Consider the following 16,196-nt stretch of genomic DNA (forward strand, 5'->3'; position numbering starts at 1 on the left):
CGGCGGACATGACCACTACCACTCGGATCGAACGACACCACTACGACGTCGTCGTGATCGGGGCCGGCGGCGCCGGCCTGCGCGCGGCGATCGAGGCCCGGCTGGCCGGCAAGAAGACCGCGATCATCTCCAAGTCGCTGTTCGGCAAGGCGCACACGGTGATGGCCGAGGGCGGCGCGGCCGCCGCCATGGGGAACGTGAACAGCCGGGACAACTGGCAGGTGCACTTCCGCGACACCATGCGCGGCGGCAAGTTCCTGAACAACTTCCGGATGGCCGAGCTGCACGCGAAGGAGTCGCCGCAGCGGATCTGGGAGCTGGAGACGTACGGCGCGCTCTTCGACCGGACGAAGGACGGCAAGATCTCGCAGCGCAACTTCGGCGGCCACGAGTACCCGCGGCTCGCGCACGTCGGCGACCGGACCGGCCTGGAGCTGATCCGCACCCTCCAGCAGAAGATCGTCTCCCTCCAGCAGGAGGACAAGCGCGACCTGGGCGACTACGAGGCCCGGATCAAGGTCTTCGCCGAGACCACGATCACCGAGCTGCTGCTCGACGGCGACCGGGTCGCCGGGGCGTTCGGCTACTACCGGGAGTCCGGCGAGTTCGTCCTGTTCGAGGCGCCGGCCGTGGTGCTGGCCACCGGGGGCGTCGGCCGGTCCTACAAGGTCACCTCGAACTCGTGGGAGTACACCGGGGACGGGCACGCGCTGGCGCTGCGCGCCGGGGCGACGCTGATCAACATGGAGTTCCTCCAGTTCCACCCGACCGGCATGGTCTGGCCGCCCTCGGTGAAGGGCATCCTGGTCACCGAGTCGGTCCGGGGCGACGGCGGCGTCCTGAAGAACTCCGACGGCAAGCGGTTCATGTTCGACTACGTCCCCGACGTCTTCCGCAAGCAGTACGCGGAGACCGAGGAGGAGGCGGACCGCTGGTACACCGACCCGGACAACAACCGGCGCCCGCCGGAGCTGCTCCCCCGCGACGAGGTCGCCCGCGCGATCAACAGCGAGGTCAAGGACGGCCGGGGTACGCCCGCCGGCGGCGTCTACCTGGACATCGCCTCGCGCCGTTCGGCCGAGGAGATCCGTCGCCGACTGCCGTCGATGTACCACCAGTTCAAGGAGCTGGCCGACGTCGACATCACCGCCGAGCCGATGGAGGTCGGGCCGACCTGCCACTACGTGATGGGCGGCGTAGAGGTGGACCCGGACTCGGGCGCCGCCTTCGGCCACGTCCGCGGGCTGTTCGCCGCCGGTGAGGTCTCCGGCGGCATGCACGGCTCCAACCGGTTGGGTGGCAACTCGCTGTCCGACCTGCTGGTCTTCGGCAAGCGGGCCGGCGGCCACGCCGCGTCGTACGCCGATCAGTTGACCTCGCGCCCGCGGGTGCCGGTCGACGCGGTGGAGACCGCGGTGGAGACGGCGCTGGCGCCGCTGCAGCGGGACACCGGCGAGAGCCCGTACACCCTCCAGCAGGACCTCCAGGCGGTGATGGGCGACCTGGTCGGCATCATCCGGCGCGAGGGTGAGCTGGTCGACGCGCTGAGCCGGCTGGCCGAGCTGCGCGAGCGGGTGGCCAAGGTGAGCGCGGCCGGCGGTCGGCGCTACAACCCGGGCTGGCACCTGGCGCTGGACCTGCGCAACATGCTGGTGGTCTCGGAGTGCACCGCCAGGGCGGCGCTGGAGCGGCAGGAGTCGCGCGGCGGGCACACCCGGGAGGACCACCCGGCGATGGACCCGAAGTGGCGCCGGGTGAACCTGGTCTGCTCGCTGGACGGCGACACCGTACGCCTGGAGCACAAGCCGCTGCCGAAGATGCGCGCCGAGCTGATCGGGCTGTTCGACCGCGCCGAGCTTTCCAAGTACCTGACCGACGAGGAGCTCGCGGAGTTCGACGCCCTCGCTGAGGAGGCGAGCAACTGATGGGGACCAAACGGGAGTTCCGCGTCTGGCGCGGCGACGAGACCGGCGGCGACCTGCGGGACTACACGGTCGAGGTGAACGAGGGCGAGGTGGTCCTCGACGTGATCCACCGCTTGCAGGCCACCGAGGCCCCGGATCTAGCCTGCCGGTGGAACTGCAAGGCCGGCAAGTGCGGCTCCTGCTCGATGGAGATCAACGGCAAGCCGCGGCTGAGCTGCATGACCCGGATGTCGACCTTCGAGGAGACCGAGACCGTCACGGTCACGCCGCTGCGCACCTTCCCGGTGATCCGGGACCTGGTCACCGACGTCTCGTTCAACTACACCAAGGCCCGGGAGACCCCGGCGTTCGCGCCGCCGCCGGAGCTGGCCCCGGGCGACTACCGGATGCAGCAGGTCGACGTGGAGCGCTCGCAGGAGTTCCGCAAGTGCATCGAGTGCTTCCTGTGCCAGAACGTGTGCCACGTGATCCGCGACCACGAGGAGAACAAGCAGGCGTTCTCCGGCCCGCGGTTCTTCATCCGCGCGGCCGAGCTGGACATGCACCCGCTGGACGTGAAGACCGACCGCAAGGAGTACGCGCAGCAGGAGCAGGGCCTGGGATTCTGCAACATCACCAAGTGCTGCACGGAGGTCTGCCCCGAGCACATCAAGATCACCGACAACGGGATCATCCCCATGAAGGAGCGGGTCGTCGACCGCAGATATGATCCCCTCGTGTGGCTTGGTAACAAGATCTTCCGACGGGGTGACACGCCCCAGAGCACCGCGGGCAGCGCGGGGAAGGAGTCCGTGGTGCACAGCAGCGCTCACAAGGCTGGGAGTCACCCGCACAGCGGCGGTTCGCACAACGTCGCCGCCGAGGTGGAGGTCCAGAAGGGCGTGAACTGGCAGCGCGAGGTGCCGCACCCGACCGCCCCGGCGGTCGACGACAGCGGCAAGCTGCCCCTGACGGAGCTCACCTTCGACCGGGCGGCGGCCCCGTCCCCGTTCGGCGACGACGTCACCTTCCCGATCCCTCCGGAGCACCTGAACTTCGCCCACCCGAGCCAGGACGACCGGCACTGAGCACCACGACGACAACGACGACGGGGGCCGCGGCGAAAGCCGCCGGCCCCCGTCCCGTTTTCGCCTCAGGATCCGGTTCCGCGAACGCGGGTCAGCGCAGCAGTGGGCGCAGCGCGGCGACGATCGGGGCGTCGGCGGGCAGCCAGGTGACCGAGTCCAGCTCCGCTGCGGGCAGCCAGCGCAGCGCCTGGTGCTCCAGGGCGCGCGGCTGGTCGCCGTGCAGCAGCCTGGCGGCGTACACCTTCAGCACCGAGCGGCCGTGGGCCATCCGTACGTCCCGGCCGATCCGGTCGCCGATCTCCACCCGTACGGCGAGCTCCTCGGCGCACTCGCGGATCAGCGCGGCGACCTCGTCCTCGCCCGGCTCGACCTTGCCGCCGGGAAACTCGAACATGCCGGCCACCTCGGGCGGCGCGGACCTGGCGCAGGCCAGCACCCGCCCGCCGGAGATGATGGCCGCGCCGACGACGACCTTCGGGGCACGCCGCTCGGCCTGCCCGCTCTCAGTAACCCGTTCGGTCCGCACGGGCGTCCAGCGTGCCAGATCAATCGTCGGTTCGGGTACCTGACCCGGCCATCAGGTCAGGAAGACCCGGAAGTGTGGGCGTGGACACACAGCCCGTCCGCCGGGAAGACTGTATAACACCACGAGGACACGGGACGGCGACGATTTGGCCACGAGCCGGGAACGACGCCTGGGAGGTGCGGTTATGCGCGTGCTGTTCAGCAGCCGAGCCAAGCACGACTACCTCAGTGACGCGCTCACGCTGCTCACGGGCTGGACCCGCGAGGGCGAGCAGATCCGACGCACCCTGGTCATCGACGACACCCAGCACGCGGCGCTGACCGAGCGGGTCAAGGTGGTCGCGGACGCGCTCCGGCTACGGCCCGAGATCAGCCGCCGCGACTCGGAGACCCAGATCCGGGTCGGCCACGGCCACGGCGAGCCGCTGAGCGACGGCGAGGTGCTGCTGGCCGCCCGCATCGAGGACGCGTACCGCGCGGTCGCTGAGAGCTGAGACCAGCCGCCCGGGCGGGTACGTCGAGCCGTCATCGTCGACCCCCGTCCGTCCGTGCGCGCCGCGTGGCGTCACCCCAGCCTAGGGCCGCGCGTGGCCCGGGACGCTCCCCGGATCGTCCGGTCTCCCCCGGTCCGACCGGTCATGGCACCGGCTCGCCGGTCGGTTCAGCGGACCGGGTCGCCCGGCACGACGGGCAGCCCCAGGGCCCGGCGTACGGCCTGCTCGGTCGCCGGGGTCGGGTGCCGTTGGGCCTGCGTCACCACCGGCAGCACCTGCGCCGGGGCGGTCGCCCGGTCGGCGTCCCGCCAGGCCGGCTCGGACTTCTCCATCTCGCTCACCAGCGCCGCCATCGCCGGTCGTGCCGGCTCCGGCCAGGTTCGGCCGCTCAGCCGCAGCCACATCCGGGTGTGCGCGGCCTCCGTCCGGCGGACCGCCTCCCGCAGGGCCTCCAGCGAGGCGGTCGGCGCCTGGGCGACCAGGGCGTCCCGCTGCGCGACGTACTCCCGAGTGGCGTCGAGGTAGGCGAGCTGCTCGGGGCGCAGCACGGTGGCGTCGGCGCGCAACGGGCGGGTGAGCGGGGTCGCGCCGCCGGTGAAGTAGCAGGTGATCGTCGGTGAGTCGGCCCACCGGAGCCGCGACGGCAGGTACCAGCGCAGCCGCGCCTCGGCCGGCAACGCCAACGGGTCGAGCACGTAACTGGACTGCCGGGGCTGGCACCGGTCGGCCGCCCGCCGGGACAGCTCCGCCGCCCCCGGGTATGCCTCGTCGGCGTACCGGTCGTAGGCCGGGAGGTGGTCGACCAGCTCGCCGTCGTGCGGCTCGGTGCAGGCGACCCGGCTGATCCGCGCGGGCGCGGTCTGCGCGCCGGACGGGTCGCCGCCGCGGAAGCACTCGCCCACCCGCAGCGCGTCGACCCCGGCGTCCGGCTCGGACCGCAGCGCCGGCACGACGAGCGCCAGCACCGCCACCAGCACCCAGACCCCGAACAGCACCAGCCCGGCCACGGCCAACCGCCGACCACGGTCGCCGGTGCGGCGGATCCGACGCAGCGCGACCACCGCGACGGGCGGCGCGAGCAACCCGCCGAGCAGCCCGAGGACGAACGCGGCGAGGGCGGTACGGCTCAGCCGCCCGCGCACCGGCTCCGGGCGGGACCACGGCTCCCATCCCTCGTCGGCGACCTCCAGCAGACCGGCGGCCGGTCGCCGTGGCGCTCGCTCGTCCTCGGCCGGCCGGGAGCCGGCGCCGTCCGTGGTCATCTCTGCCTCCCCCGCGTGCCCGTGCGCCGAGCAGGGTAGCCCACTCGGCTGACACCCGGGGCGTCTCTCCATCGTGACCGGTGGTGGCGACGGCCGCGAGCGGCGGGCCGGTTGGCGCCGCCCACCTACCGTGGACCGCATGACGCAGCCGACGTATGACCGCAAGGAACAGTTCCAGCAGATCCAGAGCGGCCTGCTCGACGGGGAACAGATCATCGCCGTCTACGACGCCGTCGGCACCGGCACCGGTTTCATCGGCCTCACCGACCGGCGGGTCATCATCCAGGACCGCTCCTTCGTCGGAAAGCGGTACGCGATCACCAGCATCCCGTACTCGAAGGTCACCAGCGTGAGCGTGGTCAGCAACAAGTCGTGGGGCGGGTCGTTCTTCTCCACCGGGTCGATCGCGATCCACGTCGGCGCGCACACCTACGAGGTGGAGTTCCGCGGCGCGCAGAAGAGCCACCACGTGCACAACGTGATCCTGCACCACATCTCCTGAGCGGGTAATCCGGTTGCCGGGTCGCCGGTACGCCGGTTGGCTGGCTCGTAGCCGAGCGGAGGGAGCGCCGAGATGCCTCACCCATCGATGTCCATTCAGGTCGGAACCACCATCCACCCCATGGAATCGAGGCACTGTGAGCACGTCGAACACCCCCGCCGGGAAGCGCCCCGGCACTGACCGGTCCGTCCTGGACGACCCCGGCCTGTTCGGCCGGCTCTGGGCGGAGGACTACGACGGGCCGGGCAATCCCGACCCGACCGACGCGGTGGACTTCCTCGCCGAGCGGGCCCGGGGCGGGCCGGTGCTGGAGCTGGCCGTCGGCACCGGGCGGGTGGCGCTGCCGCTGGCGGCGCGTGGCCTGACCGTCGAGGGCGTGGAGGCGTCACCGGAGATGGTGGCGAAGCTGCGGGCCAAGCCCGGCGGCGACCGGATCCGGGTGGCGATCGGTGACATGGCCGACGTGCCGGTCGACGGCCCGTACCGGCTGGCGTACCTGGTCTTCAACACGCTGTTCAACCTGGTCCGGGCGGAGCGGCAGCAGGACTGCTTCCGCAACGTGGCCCGGGTGCTGGCGCCGGGCGGCGAGTTCGTGATCGAGACGTTCGTGCCGGACCCGGCCGACTTCGACCGGAACGAGCAGGTGCAGATGCGGTCGGTGACGGAGGATTCGGCCACCATCCGCCTGCACCAGTACGACCGGGCGGCGCAGACCTTCGTCCGGCAGCTGATCACGTTCGACGCCGAGGGCGTGCACCTCAAGCCCTTCGCGATGCGGTACGCCTGGCCGGAGCAGATCGACGAGATGGCCGCGGCGGCCGGGCTGCGGCTCGTCGACCGGTACGCCGACTGGCACCGGCGGCCGTTCGAGGCGACCAGCCCGTCGCACATCTCGGTCTACCGGAGGTGAGCGGGTGGTCTCCGGCGGCGGGCGACCGCCGCCGGAGACCACCGTCCCGCCGGCGCACCGGGTCGTAGGTCTGCTGGGACGCTGTGGAGCTGATGACGTGAACGATTCAGCGAACGGGTCGACGGGCATGAACCTCCCATGAGACGGATGCGCAGGAGCAGCCTGATTCTCCTCACCGTGGCGGTCGTGCTGCTGGTGGGCGGCGTGGTGCTGAAGGCGACCGGCGACGGCGTCGCCCAGACCATCGGTGGGATCGCGCTCGTCGTGGCCCCGGTCTGCGGCATCGTCGGACGATCCTGAACTCCTTCGAATCCCGCCGCTGACACCCGGTGCTGGGGCAGCGGCGGACGGTACGGGGCACGTAGCCTCGGTGGATGGAGCTGATGCCGCTGATCGCCGCCGAGCGGCGCCGAATGGCCGATCTGGTCGACACGCTGACCCCCGAGCAGCTGGCCGCACCGAGTCTCTGTACGCAGTGGACGGTCCGCGAGGTGATCGGGCACGTGCTCGCACCGCTGGTCACCAGGCCGCTGTCGACCCTGCCGCTGCTGGCGCGCAGCGGCTTCCGACTGCACCGGTTCAACGCGGAGCTGGGCCGCCTGGTCGGCGACCGGCCGCCCGGCGAGCTGGCCGCCGCGCTGCGGGCCCAGGCGGAGAACCCGTTCGCGCCGCCGGTCGTCGGCCACTTCGGTCAGCTCACCGACCTGCAGGTGCACCGACAGGACATCAGGCGTCCGCTCGGCCTGCCGGCCGATCTGCTCCCCGAGCCGCTGAGGGTCTCGCTGGGCTTCGTGATGAGCCGGCGCGCGGTCGGCTTCACCGATCGCCGTCGGGTGGCCGGCCTGCGCTTCGAGGCCGCCGACCTGGACTGGGCGCACGGCACGGGCCCGACGGTGCGCGGCACCGGTGAGGCCCTGCTGATGGCGCTGACCGGCCGGCCCGTCGCGCTGACCGATCTCGGTGGTGACGGGGCGGCCGTCCTCCGGGGCCGGGTGGCCCGCTGACCGTCCCGGCTCGCGGGGATCAGGCGTTCTCCTGCAGCCAGAAGACGGAGACGGCGAGGAACTGGTCGGGCCCGTCGTTGCGGACCTGGTGCGGCACCATGGTCTCGAACGCCGTGACATCGCCGGCGTGCAACACCGCCGTCCGATCCGCGCAGGTGAGGGTGCCGGTCCCGGCGATCACGACCCACACCTCGCGGGACCGGTGGACGTCCAGGTCGTTGGCGGTCCCCGGGGCCACCGCCCAGCGCGCGACCTCGAACGGCGCCGGCGCGCTCGCCGGAAACGGCAGCAGCGCCCGGTGCACCGGACCGCCCTCGGTGAAGTCGTACCAGTGCTCGAACGCCACGCGACCAGTTGTCACAGGTGTCTCGGTAGGCATGCCGTCCAGTTTGCCGGCCGTACCGCCTCGGGTCTGGCGGCCATCGGACCTGGCGTTGTGTCAACGACCCGGGCGGCGGGCGCACGGCCCGTCGTGGTCGGCCGGCAGCGGGCAGCGCCGGCCGTCGGGCATGCGGCGGTCACAGAACGCGCGATGGCGTACGCCCTGCTCGTCCTCGGCCGACACGGTGGTCTCCCCCGGGTCGGCGCAGCCGAGCACGTTCGCCCACCGGGCCACCACCCGGGCCAGGCGCACCGCGCCGGGCAGGTCGGCGGCGAACACCGGCAGGTGCACCACGTACCGCTCCCGGCCGGTCATCAGCGCCGCTCCGCGGCGGCCCGCTCGGCCTGCTCGCTCTGCCACCGGCGCAACGCGTCCCGGATCCGCGCGGCCTCCGCGCGGCTGGCGCGCAGCGCCCGGTAGGCGTCGTCGAGGTCACCGGCCGCCCGGTCCAGGAAGGCGTGCACCTCCGCCGGGTCCAAGCCACGCCGGACCAGCCGGAACCGCCGTTCCCGCAGCTGCCAGGGCAGCAGCGGCACGTACGCCGAGGAGCGGTAGTTGCCCGCCGGGCCGGCAGGCCGGGTCGGTCGCTGGTTGCGGTCGGAACGCCGGAACAGGGCACGCACCGCCTGACCCCCTTCGGGTACGGGTTGGAAGGGGTGGCCGCACCCGCCCGCCGCGCACGGGCCGGCCACCCCGCCCTGCCACCGCAGCTTCCGATCAGCGGTACGACAGCAGGGCCGCGCGGCGCAGTCGAGCGATCCGAGCGTTTCCGCCCGAGCACCGACTGCCACTGCGACGATACGACGAAAGCAACATTGGCACAAGGCCTTATGGCCATATGGCCACGAGGCGTGAGGGCCATCAGGCCACGAATTGTTGAGCCATGACGATCGATCCGCGTTCCCACACGCCCGTCTACGTGCAGCTGGCCGACCTGCTGCGCGGTCGGATCGAGTCCGGTGAGCTCGCGGCGGGCGCGCCGGTCGGGAGCGAGACCCGATTGGTGCAGGAATACGGCATCGGCCGGGACGCAGTCCGGATGGCGATCTCGATCCTGCGCTCGGAAGGACTGGTCACCACCAGTCGCAGCCAGGGCACGAGGGTTCGCGAGACTCCGGAGCGGCGGCAGGTCGAGTTGGCGCCGGGGGCATCGGTGGTGGCGCGGATGCCCAGCGGCACCGAACGACGCACGATGCAGCTCGACGAGGGCGTACCCGTGCTGGAGGTGCGCGACGCGCACGGTGAGGTCGAGGTGCTGCCCGGCGACGAGGTCGAACTGACCCGCCCGCCGGCGTGACCTGACCCGCTAGAGCAGCTTGCGCATCTGCATGCGGGTGACCTCGTAGCCCATCTCCTCGTAGAGGGCGCGGGCGCCGAGGTTGTCGCCGAAGACGGCCAGGCCGATCGACACCACCCCGCGCTCGCGGCAGATCTGCTCGGCGGCCCGCATGATCGTCCGGCCGTACCCCTTGCGGCGCAGCTCGGGGAGCACCTCGAAGTCGTACCCGAAGGCGTGCGGGCCGTCGGACTTCTCCTCGAAGTGCAGCCAGACCATGCCGACCTCGTCGTCACCGTCGTACGCGGTCCACAGCTGGTGGCCCTCGCTGGCCAGGCCGTCCGGCAGCAGCCGCTGGTAGTCCTCGCGGGCCTTGTCCCGCGCCTCCGCCGGCGGCATGCTGCCGGAGTCGGTGAGGTTCTGCGCGTAGTCGGCCTCCGCACTCTCGCGGTAGCGCTGGTACTGCTGCTCGGTCATCGGTACGAGTCTCAGCGTCGACACCGCCTCACCGTACGTCCGGTCGGTCGTCCTGCGCCGCCCCCGCGAGGCGAAACCGGGGCGAACCGGTTGGCGGGCGGCCGGCGCCGACGCCGGGCGGTCGGGGCAGAGCCGGACCGCGCCCAGGGCGTACCGTCGCTGGATGGAGCTGATGCCGCTGATCGCGGCGCTGCGGGCCCAGGCTGAGAACCCGTTCGCTCCCCCGGTCGTCGGCGGCCCTGCTGATGGCGCTCACCGGCCGGCTCGTCGCGCTGACCGACCTCGACGGTGACGGGGCGGCCGTCCTCCGCGAACGCTCGGTCGGCTGACCGCGGACGGTCAGGCCACCCGGCGTCGCGAGCGGAGGGCCGCCACCAGGGCGACGCCGACGACCGCCAGCACGAACTGGACCAGCAGCTCCAGCCAGTCGACACCCTGGGTGTCGCCAATGCCGACCAGGTTGGCCAAAAGCGAGCCCAGCACCATGGCCGCCATCCCGATCAGGGGCGCGGCCCAGATCGGCACGTTCCGACGGCCGGGCACGACGAGGTACGCCAGTCGGGTGACCGGATCAGCGCCGGACCCACCGCCGGGTGTCAGAGCGCGAGCATCGCCTCGGCGACCTCGCCCACCGCCGCATCGGGGATCGACGTGGCGGCATTCTCAAGGACCAGCAGGCGCGCCCCGCGGATCTCACGCGCGATCGCCTCGCCGTTGCCGACCGGGAAGAACCGGTCGCGGCGGCCGTGCACGACGAGGGTGGGGAGGGCGATCTCGGGCAGGCGCTCCCGCCAGCGCGGGGTGCAGTCGAGCCTGGCGAACACCGTGCCCAACTGGTTGGCCAGCTGGACCGGGCCCGCGGTGCCGGGCGTCCGGTCCCAGATGCGCCCGGCGGTGACGCGCGCGGCGGCGGGATCGTCGCCGCGGATCTCCGCGCCGGCGGCGGCGAACTCGGCGACCGCCGCGCGGTCGGCCCAGTCGGGCATCGGGCGCGCGAACAGCCGAGCCATCGTCGCCCCGTCGTGGTCGGGGAGGTCGTCGTCGGGCGGGCCGGGGGCGATCGGGCGGGTGCCGACCAGGGTCAGCGCGGAGAACGAACCCGGGTGGTCGAGCGCGGCGACCTGGGCGACCATGCCGCCGACGCCGATGCCCGCGAGGTGCGCGGGCACGCCGCCGAGGGCGTCGGCGAGGGCCGCCGCATCGGCGGCGAGGCTGCGCAGGGTGTACGAGGGTGCCTCCGGATCGGTCATCGTCGACTCCCCGCTGTCGCGCAGGTCGTAGCGCACCACCCGGCGCCCACCGGCGGCGAGGCGCGCGCAGAGCGCGTCGGGCCAGGAGAGCATCGTCGTGCCGCCCACGAGCAGGACCAGTGGCGCGGTGTCGGCACCGAACGACTCGACGCCCAGGGCGATTCCATTGATCCTGACAGTGCTCACCGGACCACCGCCGAACGTCGTGGGTCAGGTGCGTCGGTGTCGGGGTTGATTCGCGTCATGCCGGGCAGACCCGATCCACCGCCCGGACTCATCGCTCGGTTCCGCCGAAAGCGCGCGGGCGATTCCGCGGCTAGGCTGCTCAGCCATGGGTGATCTTGGCGGCACCGTGGCGACCGCGGTCGGCCTCTTCGCCGGCACCAACGTCGACGACATCATCGTGCTGACGGTGCTCTTCCTCTCCGCCCGGGCCGCGGGGCGCCCGCGTCCGTGGCAGATCTGGGTGGGGCAGTACGCCGGGATCGCCGTGCTCGTGGCGGTCTCCGTGGTCGCCGCCCTCGGGCTGACCGTCGTACCGGATCGCTGGGTGGGTCTCCTCGGCCTGGTGCCGTTCGCCCTCGGCGTGCGTGGCCTGGTCCGCGCCGTTCGGGCCCGCCACGACGCCGAGCCGCCCGCGCCCGCGGTGGCGACCGGCGTCCTGTCGGTCGCCGGGGTGACCGTCGCCAACGGCGCCGACAACCTCTCGGTCTACTCACCGGTGTTCCGCACCATCGGCCCGGCCGGCAGCCTCGCCACCATCGCCGTGTTCGCCGTCGGCGTCGCCGTGTGGTGCCTCGCCGGGGCCTGGCTGGGCTCGCACCGCCGGGTGATCGAGGTGGTCGAGCGCTGGGGGCACTGGATCGTACCCGTGGTCTTCATGACCATCGGCGCCGTGATCGTGGCCGGCGCCGGCCGCTGAGCCGGCGCCGGCCCTGCCGCCCCTGGACCTGACACGGCCGCCCCCGGGCCGGCCGGATGAGGGGCGGCCGCTCACGGCCCGGCCTCGTCATTCGCAGGCGACTCCGTCGCCGTCCCGATCCAGCTTGCGCGAGTAGCCCGGCTCGCCGCGGTGGATCGGGGCGGCGCCGGCCGCCCGTACCGCCGAGCAGTTCGCGTAGTAGACGTCGCCGACCGGCGCGGGGCCGGTGTCACCGTTGCCGCCGGCCGACTCGCAGGCCTCACCGTCGCCGTCCCGATCGAGAGCCGGCCGGAACCCCGGGTCGCCCACGTGCAACGGGGCCTTGCCGGCGGCCCGCACCGCGTCACAGTTGCGGTAGTAGGGCGCCTTCGGCTTCGGCGCGGTGGTGGCCGGCTTCGGCTTCGCGGTGGCCGGCTTCGGCGCGGGCACCGCGGTCGTCGTGGACGGCGCGACCACGACGCTCGGAGCCGCGCTGACCACCGCCGGCGGCTCCGCGATTGAGACCTTGGCGGGTGGCGCGGCCGACGGGCTCGACGATGCGCCGGCCTCGGGCTTGTCGTCTCCGACGAGAGCGCCGAGCCCGGCGAAGCCACAACACGCCAATAGAACGCCACCCACGACGATCGCCGCGATCCCCTTGGGCCCCGGCTTCTTCCTCGCCTGCGTCAGCGGGTAGGTCGGCACCTGCGTCGTGACGGACGGGTCGGGTCGTGATGCGGCCCACGGGTCCTGGGGCGGGACGGCGTTCATGATCGAGAGTCTGCCGAGGCAGTCCCGTGAGCCGTACCGGCTGATCGGAGGATCTTGTGTCGGCAAGCCGACTTCGCAGGTCAGTACCCTTGCGCTGTGTCACGCAATCGGGACACGTGGCGACGAAGCGCCGGAGTCGCGCGGATAATCCGGGTGCTCGGGACGCCCCTCGCCGGCACACTCGGCTGGTCTTCGACTTCGGCGTCTCGGGCGGTCGGCCCGGTGGAGAGGGAGCCACGGTGACTGGTCACGAGTTCCGCGATCGGCAGGTGAGGTCTCCGGACGGCACCCGCCTGGTGGTCCGCCGCACGGGCGCCGGTGACCCGGTGGTGCTGGTGCACGGGTCGGGAGGCGGACTGGATTCCTGGGCCACGGTCGCCCCCCGACTCGCCCCGCACCACGAGGTGTGGATGCCGGCCCGGCGCGGATACGGCCCCAGCGACGTGCCGCCGGGAATCAAGACGTTCGCGGACGAGACGGCCGACCTGACCGCGGTCATCCGAGCGGCGTACGAGTCATCGGGTACGCCGGTGCATCTCGTCGGCGCCTCCTACGGCGCGATCCTGGCGCTGCACACGGCGGTGACGCGGCCGCCCGGCCTGCGCTCCCTCGCCGTCTTCGAGCCCCCGCTCTTCGCCGCCGGATCGGCGACCGTACCCCTGGTCGACCGGTACCGGGCCGCCTTCGAGCGGGACGACGCCCGAGCGATGGCCGCGGTCCTGAACGAGGTGACGCGGGTTCCGGCGGAGATCGTCGCCGCGCTCGCCGCGACGGCAGGCGACCGAACGCCCGACCTGGTCGAGGCCCGGCGCTCGGCGATCGGCTGGCTGCACGACCTCGAAGCGCTCGCCCGGGACGACACGGACGTCGACCGCTGGGCCGCCGTCACCGTGCCGACCCTGCTGATGCAGGGCGCCGACACCTGGGAACCGATGCCGAGCACGATGGACGCCCTCGCGGCGTCACTGCCCGGGGTACGCCGGGTCAGCTGGCAGGGGCAGTCGCACTTCGTCACCATGACGGCCCCCGGCCTGTTCGTGGACGCCCTGCGCGAGTTCTTCGCCGACGTCACGGGGCAGCACGGCCGTTGAGGGACAATCGCCGCTCCCACGTCCTCCGCCAGCCAGGGCGCCGCCGGTGGCCAGGGCGACGCCGGTGGCCAGGGCGGCGCCGGTGGCCAGGGCGGCGCCGACGGCGAGGATGACAGTGGGCTGCCCGTGACTGGCACCGATACCGCGACCGTGGCCGGCGTCGGTGGGGCGCTCCTCCTCCTCGGCGGCGCGGGCTTCCTGATCGGACGCCGACGCCGTTCCCGCTTCCTGGCACAGCTCCCTCGACGCGCCCGACCCGATGCTTCGTCGGTGCCGGGCGCGTTCGGCCCTGTGCTCGGCGAGGTTCGTCGCGGCCCCCACTCGCCGACGCGCTCCGTGCAGGGCGCAGTGTCAGACGTTGAAGCGGAACTCCACCACGTCGCCGTCCTGCATGACGTACTCCTTGCCCTCGATCCGGACCTTGCCGGCGGCCTTGGCCGCCGCCATCGATCCGGCCGCGACCAGGTCGTCGTAGGAGACCACCTCGGCCTTGATGAAGCCGCGCTGGAAGTCGCTGTGGATCACGCCCGCGGCCTCCGGCGCGGTCGCGCCGACCGGGACGGTCCAGGCCCGCGACTCCTTGGGGCCGGCCGTGAGGTACGTCTGGAGGCCGAGGGTGCGGAAGCCGACCCGGACGAGCTGGTTCAGGCCGGGCTCGTTCTGCCCGATCGACTCCAGCAGCTCGCGGGCCTCCTCCTCGGGCAGGTCGACCAGCTCGGATTCGATCTTCGCGTCCATGAAGACCGCCTCGGCGGGGGCGACCAGGGCGCGCAGCTCGTCGAGGAACTCGGCGTTGGCCAGCTCGGCCTCGTCGACGTTGAAGACGTAGAGGAACGGCTTGGTGGTGAGCAGGTGCAGCTCCCGCAGGTGCTCCAGCTCGATCTTGGCGGCGGCCGCCCCGGAGTACAGGGTGGTGCCGCCGTCGAGGACCTCGATCGCCTTCTTCGCGGCCTCCACCGCGGCGGCTCGGTCCTTGCGGAGCTTGGCCTCCTTCTCCAACCGGGGCAGCGCCTTGTCCAGCGTCTGCAGGTCGGCGAGGATCAGCTCGGTGTTGATCGTCTCGATGTCGTCGGACGGCGAGATCTTGCCGTCGACGTGCACCACGTTCGGGTCGGAGAAGGCGCGCACCACCTGGCAGATCGCCGAGGCGTCGCGGATGTTCGCCAGGAACGCGTTGCCCCGGCCCTGCCCCTTGGACGCGCCGCGCACCAGGCCGGCGATGTCGACGAACGACACCGGCGCGGGCAGCACCTTCTGCGAGTCGAAGATCTCGGCCAGCTTGCCCAGCCGGTCGTCCGGCAGCCCGACCACGCCGACGTTGGGCTCGATGGTGGCGAACGGGTAGTTCGCCGCCAGCACGTCGTTCTTGGTCAGCGCGTTGAACAGGGTGCTCTTGCCGACGTTGGGCAGGCCGACGATGCCGATGGTGAGACTCACGACGAGCCAGCTTACGCGCCCCGCCGCCGGCCCCGGGAGGCCGGCCGGGAAAAGCGACATCCGGTACGCCGGGGGCGCCCCTCGGGCCGGTTCAGGCGGGTCGGGCGGCCGGCAGCAGCCGGGGCTCGATCCGGGTTTCCCGGACCGTGCCGTCCTCGGCGCGGCGCACCTCGTACGCCGCCACACCCGGCCGGTCGGCGACCGCCTCGACCAGCTGGGTCCCCCGGTAGACCAGGCCCACCCCGTCGTCGGTGCAGTGGCTGACCGGCAGGGTGCCGTCGCCGACCAACCGGTGCATCAGCGGTCGGCGCTGCTCCTCGCTGTCGTAGTGCACCCCGTTGCCGTACGGCAGCCAGCCCAGCCCGTCGGTGTAGGCGCGCAATGTCGGCCCGAAGCTGTCGGTGGCGCCCCCGGTGTGCCAGCAGATCGACCCGGCGGAGACCCCGCCGAGCACCACGCCGGCCTCCCAGCACTCGCGGAGGATGTCCGTCAGGCCGTGCGCCCGCCACACCGCGCAGAGGTTCGCCACGCTGCCGCCGCCGACCCAGATCACGTCCTGGGCCAGCAGGTGCGCCCGCACGTCGTCGACGTTCGGCATCGGGAACAGCGCCAGGTGCGACGCCCGGAACCGGGTGCCGGCGAACGCGCCGTAGAAGCCGGCCAGCGAGGTGGGTTGGTCGCCGACCGCCTGGTTGAGGTAGCAGATCCGGGGCACGTCGGCCTCCGCCAACTCGGCCATCAGGTCGAACACCGGGCCGGGTCGGGCGTCCCAGGGGCCGTGCCCGCGGGAGAGGAAGCCCATGCTGGTGGCCACGATCGTCGGTTCGCTGGCGGGCACGCCGAGGTCCTCTCGTCGGGTGGTCAGGGCTGCGGCTGCGCCGCGGCGAGGAGCGTACGCCGCGGGCCGCGGCTCAGCCGGCCA

General features: G+C 72.7%; 21 protein-coding genes. 10 read left to right on the forward strand and 11 right to left on the reverse strand.

From position 1 onward, the window contains the following. The first annotated feature begins 8 nt into the window (after positions 1 to 8). Both ACFY3U_RS19290 and ACFY3U_RS19295 read left to right on the forward strand, forming a co-directional pair. Entirely contained in the window at positions 9 to 1,925 is a 1,917-nt protein-coding gene (locus tag ACFY3U_RS19290; RefSeq protein WP_387203218.1) for a fumarate reductase/succinate dehydrogenase flavoprotein subunit, read from the forward strand. Then, the gene (locus ACFY3U_RS19295) at positions 1,925 to 2,992 is read left to right on the forward strand and encodes a succinate dehydrogenase/fumarate reductase iron-sulfur subunit (RefSeq protein ID WP_387203221.1); all 1,068 of its coding nucleotides are present in this window, start codon (positions 1,925 to 1,927) and stop codon (positions 2,990 to 2,992) included. Before ACFY3U_RS19290 ends, ACFY3U_RS19295 begins: the two co-directional genes overlap by 1 nt. A 91-nt stretch (positions 2,993 to 3,083) precedes the next feature. On the opposite strand, the gene ACFY3U_RS19300 is transcribed toward ACFY3U_RS19295, so the two are convergent. Beyond that, on the reverse strand, positions 3,084 to 3,518 hold the full coding sequence (locus ACFY3U_RS19300; protein WP_387203224.1) for a (deoxy)nucleoside triphosphate pyrophosphohydrolase: 435 nt from the start codon (positions 3,516 to 3,518) through the stop codon (positions 3,084 to 3,086). A 184-nt stretch (positions 3,519 to 3,702) separates the two neighbouring features. Here ACFY3U_RS19300 and ACFY3U_RS19305 point away from each other — a divergent pair, with 184 nt between their 5' ends. After that, positions 3,703 to 4,011 (forward strand): pterin dehydratase, encoded by a 309-nt coding sequence (locus ACFY3U_RS19305; RefSeq protein WP_387203227.1) that lies wholly within the window; start codon positions 3,703 to 3,705, stop codon positions 4,009 to 4,011. A gap of 167 nt (positions 4,012 to 4,178) precedes the next feature. Here ACFY3U_RS19305 and ACFY3U_RS19310 read toward each other — a convergent pair whose 3' ends face one another. Further along, positions 4,179 to 5,273: a DUF4190 domain-containing protein gene (locus ACFY3U_RS19310; protein WP_387203230.1), complete on the reverse strand. Its 1,095-nt coding sequence runs from the start codon at positions 5,271 to 5,273 to the stop codon at positions 4,179 to 4,181. Positions 5,274 to 5,412: 139 nt separating this feature from the next. On the opposite strand from ACFY3U_RS19310, the gene ACFY3U_RS19315 reads away from it, so the two are divergent. From ACFY3U_RS19315 to ACFY3U_RS19330, 4 genes are all read left to right on the forward strand, one after another. Beyond that, on the forward strand, positions 5,413 to 5,775 hold the full coding sequence (locus ACFY3U_RS19315) for a PH domain-containing protein (RefSeq protein WP_387203233.1): 363 nt from the start codon (positions 5,413 to 5,415) through the stop codon (positions 5,773 to 5,775). A 136-nt stretch (positions 5,776 to 5,911) separates the two neighbouring features. Continuing rightward, the gene (locus ACFY3U_RS19320) at positions 5,912 to 6,685 is read left to right on the forward strand and encodes a class I SAM-dependent methyltransferase (RefSeq protein WP_387203236.1); all 774 of its coding nucleotides are present in this window, start codon (positions 5,912 to 5,914) and stop codon (positions 6,683 to 6,685) included. A gap of 147 nt (positions 6,686 to 6,832) precedes the next feature. Further along, entirely contained in the window at positions 6,833 to 6,985 is a 153-nt protein-coding gene (locus ACFY3U_RS19325; protein ID WP_387203239.1) for a hypothetical protein, read from the forward strand. A 74-nt stretch (positions 6,986 to 7,059) separates the two neighbouring features. After that, positions 7,060 to 7,689 carry a maleylpyruvate isomerase family mycothiol-dependent enzyme gene (locus ACFY3U_RS19330; RefSeq protein ID WP_387203242.1) on the forward strand — a complete coding sequence of 210 codons (630 nt, stop codon included), beginning with the start codon at positions 7,060 to 7,062 and terminating at the stop codon, positions 7,687 to 7,689. 19 nt (positions 7,690 to 7,708) lie between these two features. Here ACFY3U_RS19330 and ACFY3U_RS19335 read toward each other — a convergent pair whose 3' ends face one another. From ACFY3U_RS19335 to ACFY3U_RS19345, 3 genes are all read right to left on the reverse strand, one after another. Continuing rightward, entirely contained in the window at positions 7,709 to 8,050 is a 342-nt protein-coding gene (locus ACFY3U_RS19335) for a cupin domain-containing protein (protein WP_387203245.1), read from the reverse strand. 78 nt (positions 8,051 to 8,128) lie between these two features. Further along, positions 8,129 to 8,386: a hypothetical protein gene (locus ACFY3U_RS19340; RefSeq protein ID WP_387203248.1), complete on the reverse strand. Its 258-nt coding sequence runs from the start codon at positions 8,384 to 8,386 to the stop codon at positions 8,129 to 8,131. Beyond that, the gene (locus ACFY3U_RS19345) at positions 8,386 to 8,694 is read right to left on the reverse strand and encodes a DivIVA domain-containing protein (protein ID WP_387203251.1); all 309 of its coding nucleotides are present in this window, start codon (positions 8,692 to 8,694) and stop codon (positions 8,386 to 8,388) included. Before ACFY3U_RS19345 ends, ACFY3U_RS19340 begins: the two co-directional genes overlap by 1 nt. A 260-nt stretch (positions 8,695 to 8,954) precedes the next feature. On the opposite strand from ACFY3U_RS19345, the gene ACFY3U_RS19350 reads away from it, so the two are divergent. Beyond that, positions 8,955 to 9,368 carry a GntR family transcriptional regulator gene (locus ACFY3U_RS19350; RefSeq protein ID WP_387203254.1) on the forward strand — a complete coding sequence of 138 codons (414 nt, stop codon included), beginning with the start codon at positions 8,955 to 8,957 and terminating at the stop codon, positions 9,366 to 9,368. Positions 9,369 to 9,377: 9 nt separating this feature from the next. Here the strand turns inward: ACFY3U_RS19350 and ACFY3U_RS19355 are convergent, their stop codons facing one another. The 3 genes from ACFY3U_RS19355 to ACFY3U_RS19365 all read right to left on the reverse strand — a co-directional run bounded on the left by ACFY3U_RS19355 (position 9,378) and on the right by ACFY3U_RS19365 (position 11,260). Beyond that, positions 9,378 to 9,848: a GNAT family N-acetyltransferase gene (locus ACFY3U_RS19355; protein WP_387203257.1), complete on the reverse strand. Its 471-nt coding sequence runs from the start codon at positions 9,846 to 9,848 to the stop codon at positions 9,378 to 9,380. A 315-nt stretch (positions 9,849 to 10,163) separates the two neighbouring features. After that, positions 10,164 to 10,367: a GlsB/YeaQ/YmgE family stress response membrane protein gene (locus ACFY3U_RS19360; protein ID WP_387203260.1), complete on the reverse strand. Its 204-nt coding sequence runs from the start codon at positions 10,365 to 10,367 to the stop codon at positions 10,164 to 10,166. A 53-nt stretch (positions 10,368 to 10,420) separates the two neighbouring features. Further along, entirely contained in the window at positions 10,421 to 11,260 is an 840-nt protein-coding gene (locus ACFY3U_RS19365; RefSeq protein WP_387203263.1) for an alpha/beta fold hydrolase, read from the reverse strand. A 145-nt stretch (positions 11,261 to 11,405) separates the two neighbouring features. Between ACFY3U_RS19365 and ACFY3U_RS19370 the strand changes: the two genes are divergently transcribed. Next, entirely contained in the window at positions 11,406 to 11,996 is a 591-nt protein-coding gene (locus tag ACFY3U_RS19370) for a cadmium resistance transporter (RefSeq protein WP_387203265.1), read from the forward strand. Between the two features lie 87 nt (positions 11,997 to 12,083). Here the strand turns inward: ACFY3U_RS19370 and ACFY3U_RS19375 are convergent, their stop codons facing one another. After that, entirely contained in the window at positions 12,084 to 12,746 is a 663-nt protein-coding gene (locus ACFY3U_RS19375) for an excalibur calcium-binding domain-containing protein (RefSeq protein ID WP_387203268.1), read from the reverse strand. A gap of 239 nt (positions 12,747 to 12,985) precedes the next feature. Here ACFY3U_RS19375 and ACFY3U_RS19380 point away from each other — a divergent pair, with 239 nt between their 5' ends. Then, complete coding sequence (locus tag ACFY3U_RS19380; protein WP_387203271.1) at positions 12,986 to 13,837, forward strand: alpha/beta fold hydrolase; 852 nt, start codon at positions 12,986 to 12,988, stop codon at positions 13,835 to 13,837. Between the two features lie 351 nt (positions 13,838 to 14,188). On the opposite strand, the gene ychF is transcribed toward ACFY3U_RS19380, so the two are convergent. Together ychF and ACFY3U_RS19390 are read right to left on the reverse strand one after the other, a co-directional pair. Continuing rightward, positions 14,189 to 15,274, reverse strand: a complete 1,086-nt coding sequence (gene ychF, locus ACFY3U_RS19385; protein WP_387203274.1) for a redox-regulated ATPase YchF — start codon at positions 15,272 to 15,274, stop codon at positions 14,189 to 14,191. A 91-nt stretch (positions 15,275 to 15,365) separates the two neighbouring features. After that, positions 15,366 to 16,112: a Type 1 glutamine amidotransferase-like domain-containing protein gene (locus tag ACFY3U_RS19390; RefSeq protein ID WP_387203277.1), complete on the reverse strand. Its 747-nt coding sequence runs from the start codon at positions 16,110 to 16,112 to the stop codon at positions 15,366 to 15,368. Positions 16,113 to 16,196 lie beyond the last annotated feature (84 nt).

Source organism: Micromonospora sp. NPDC000089 (genome assembly GCF_042899365.1).
Taxonomy (GTDB): domain Bacteria; phylum Actinomycetota; class Actinomycetes; order Mycobacteriales; family Micromonosporaceae; genus Micromonospora.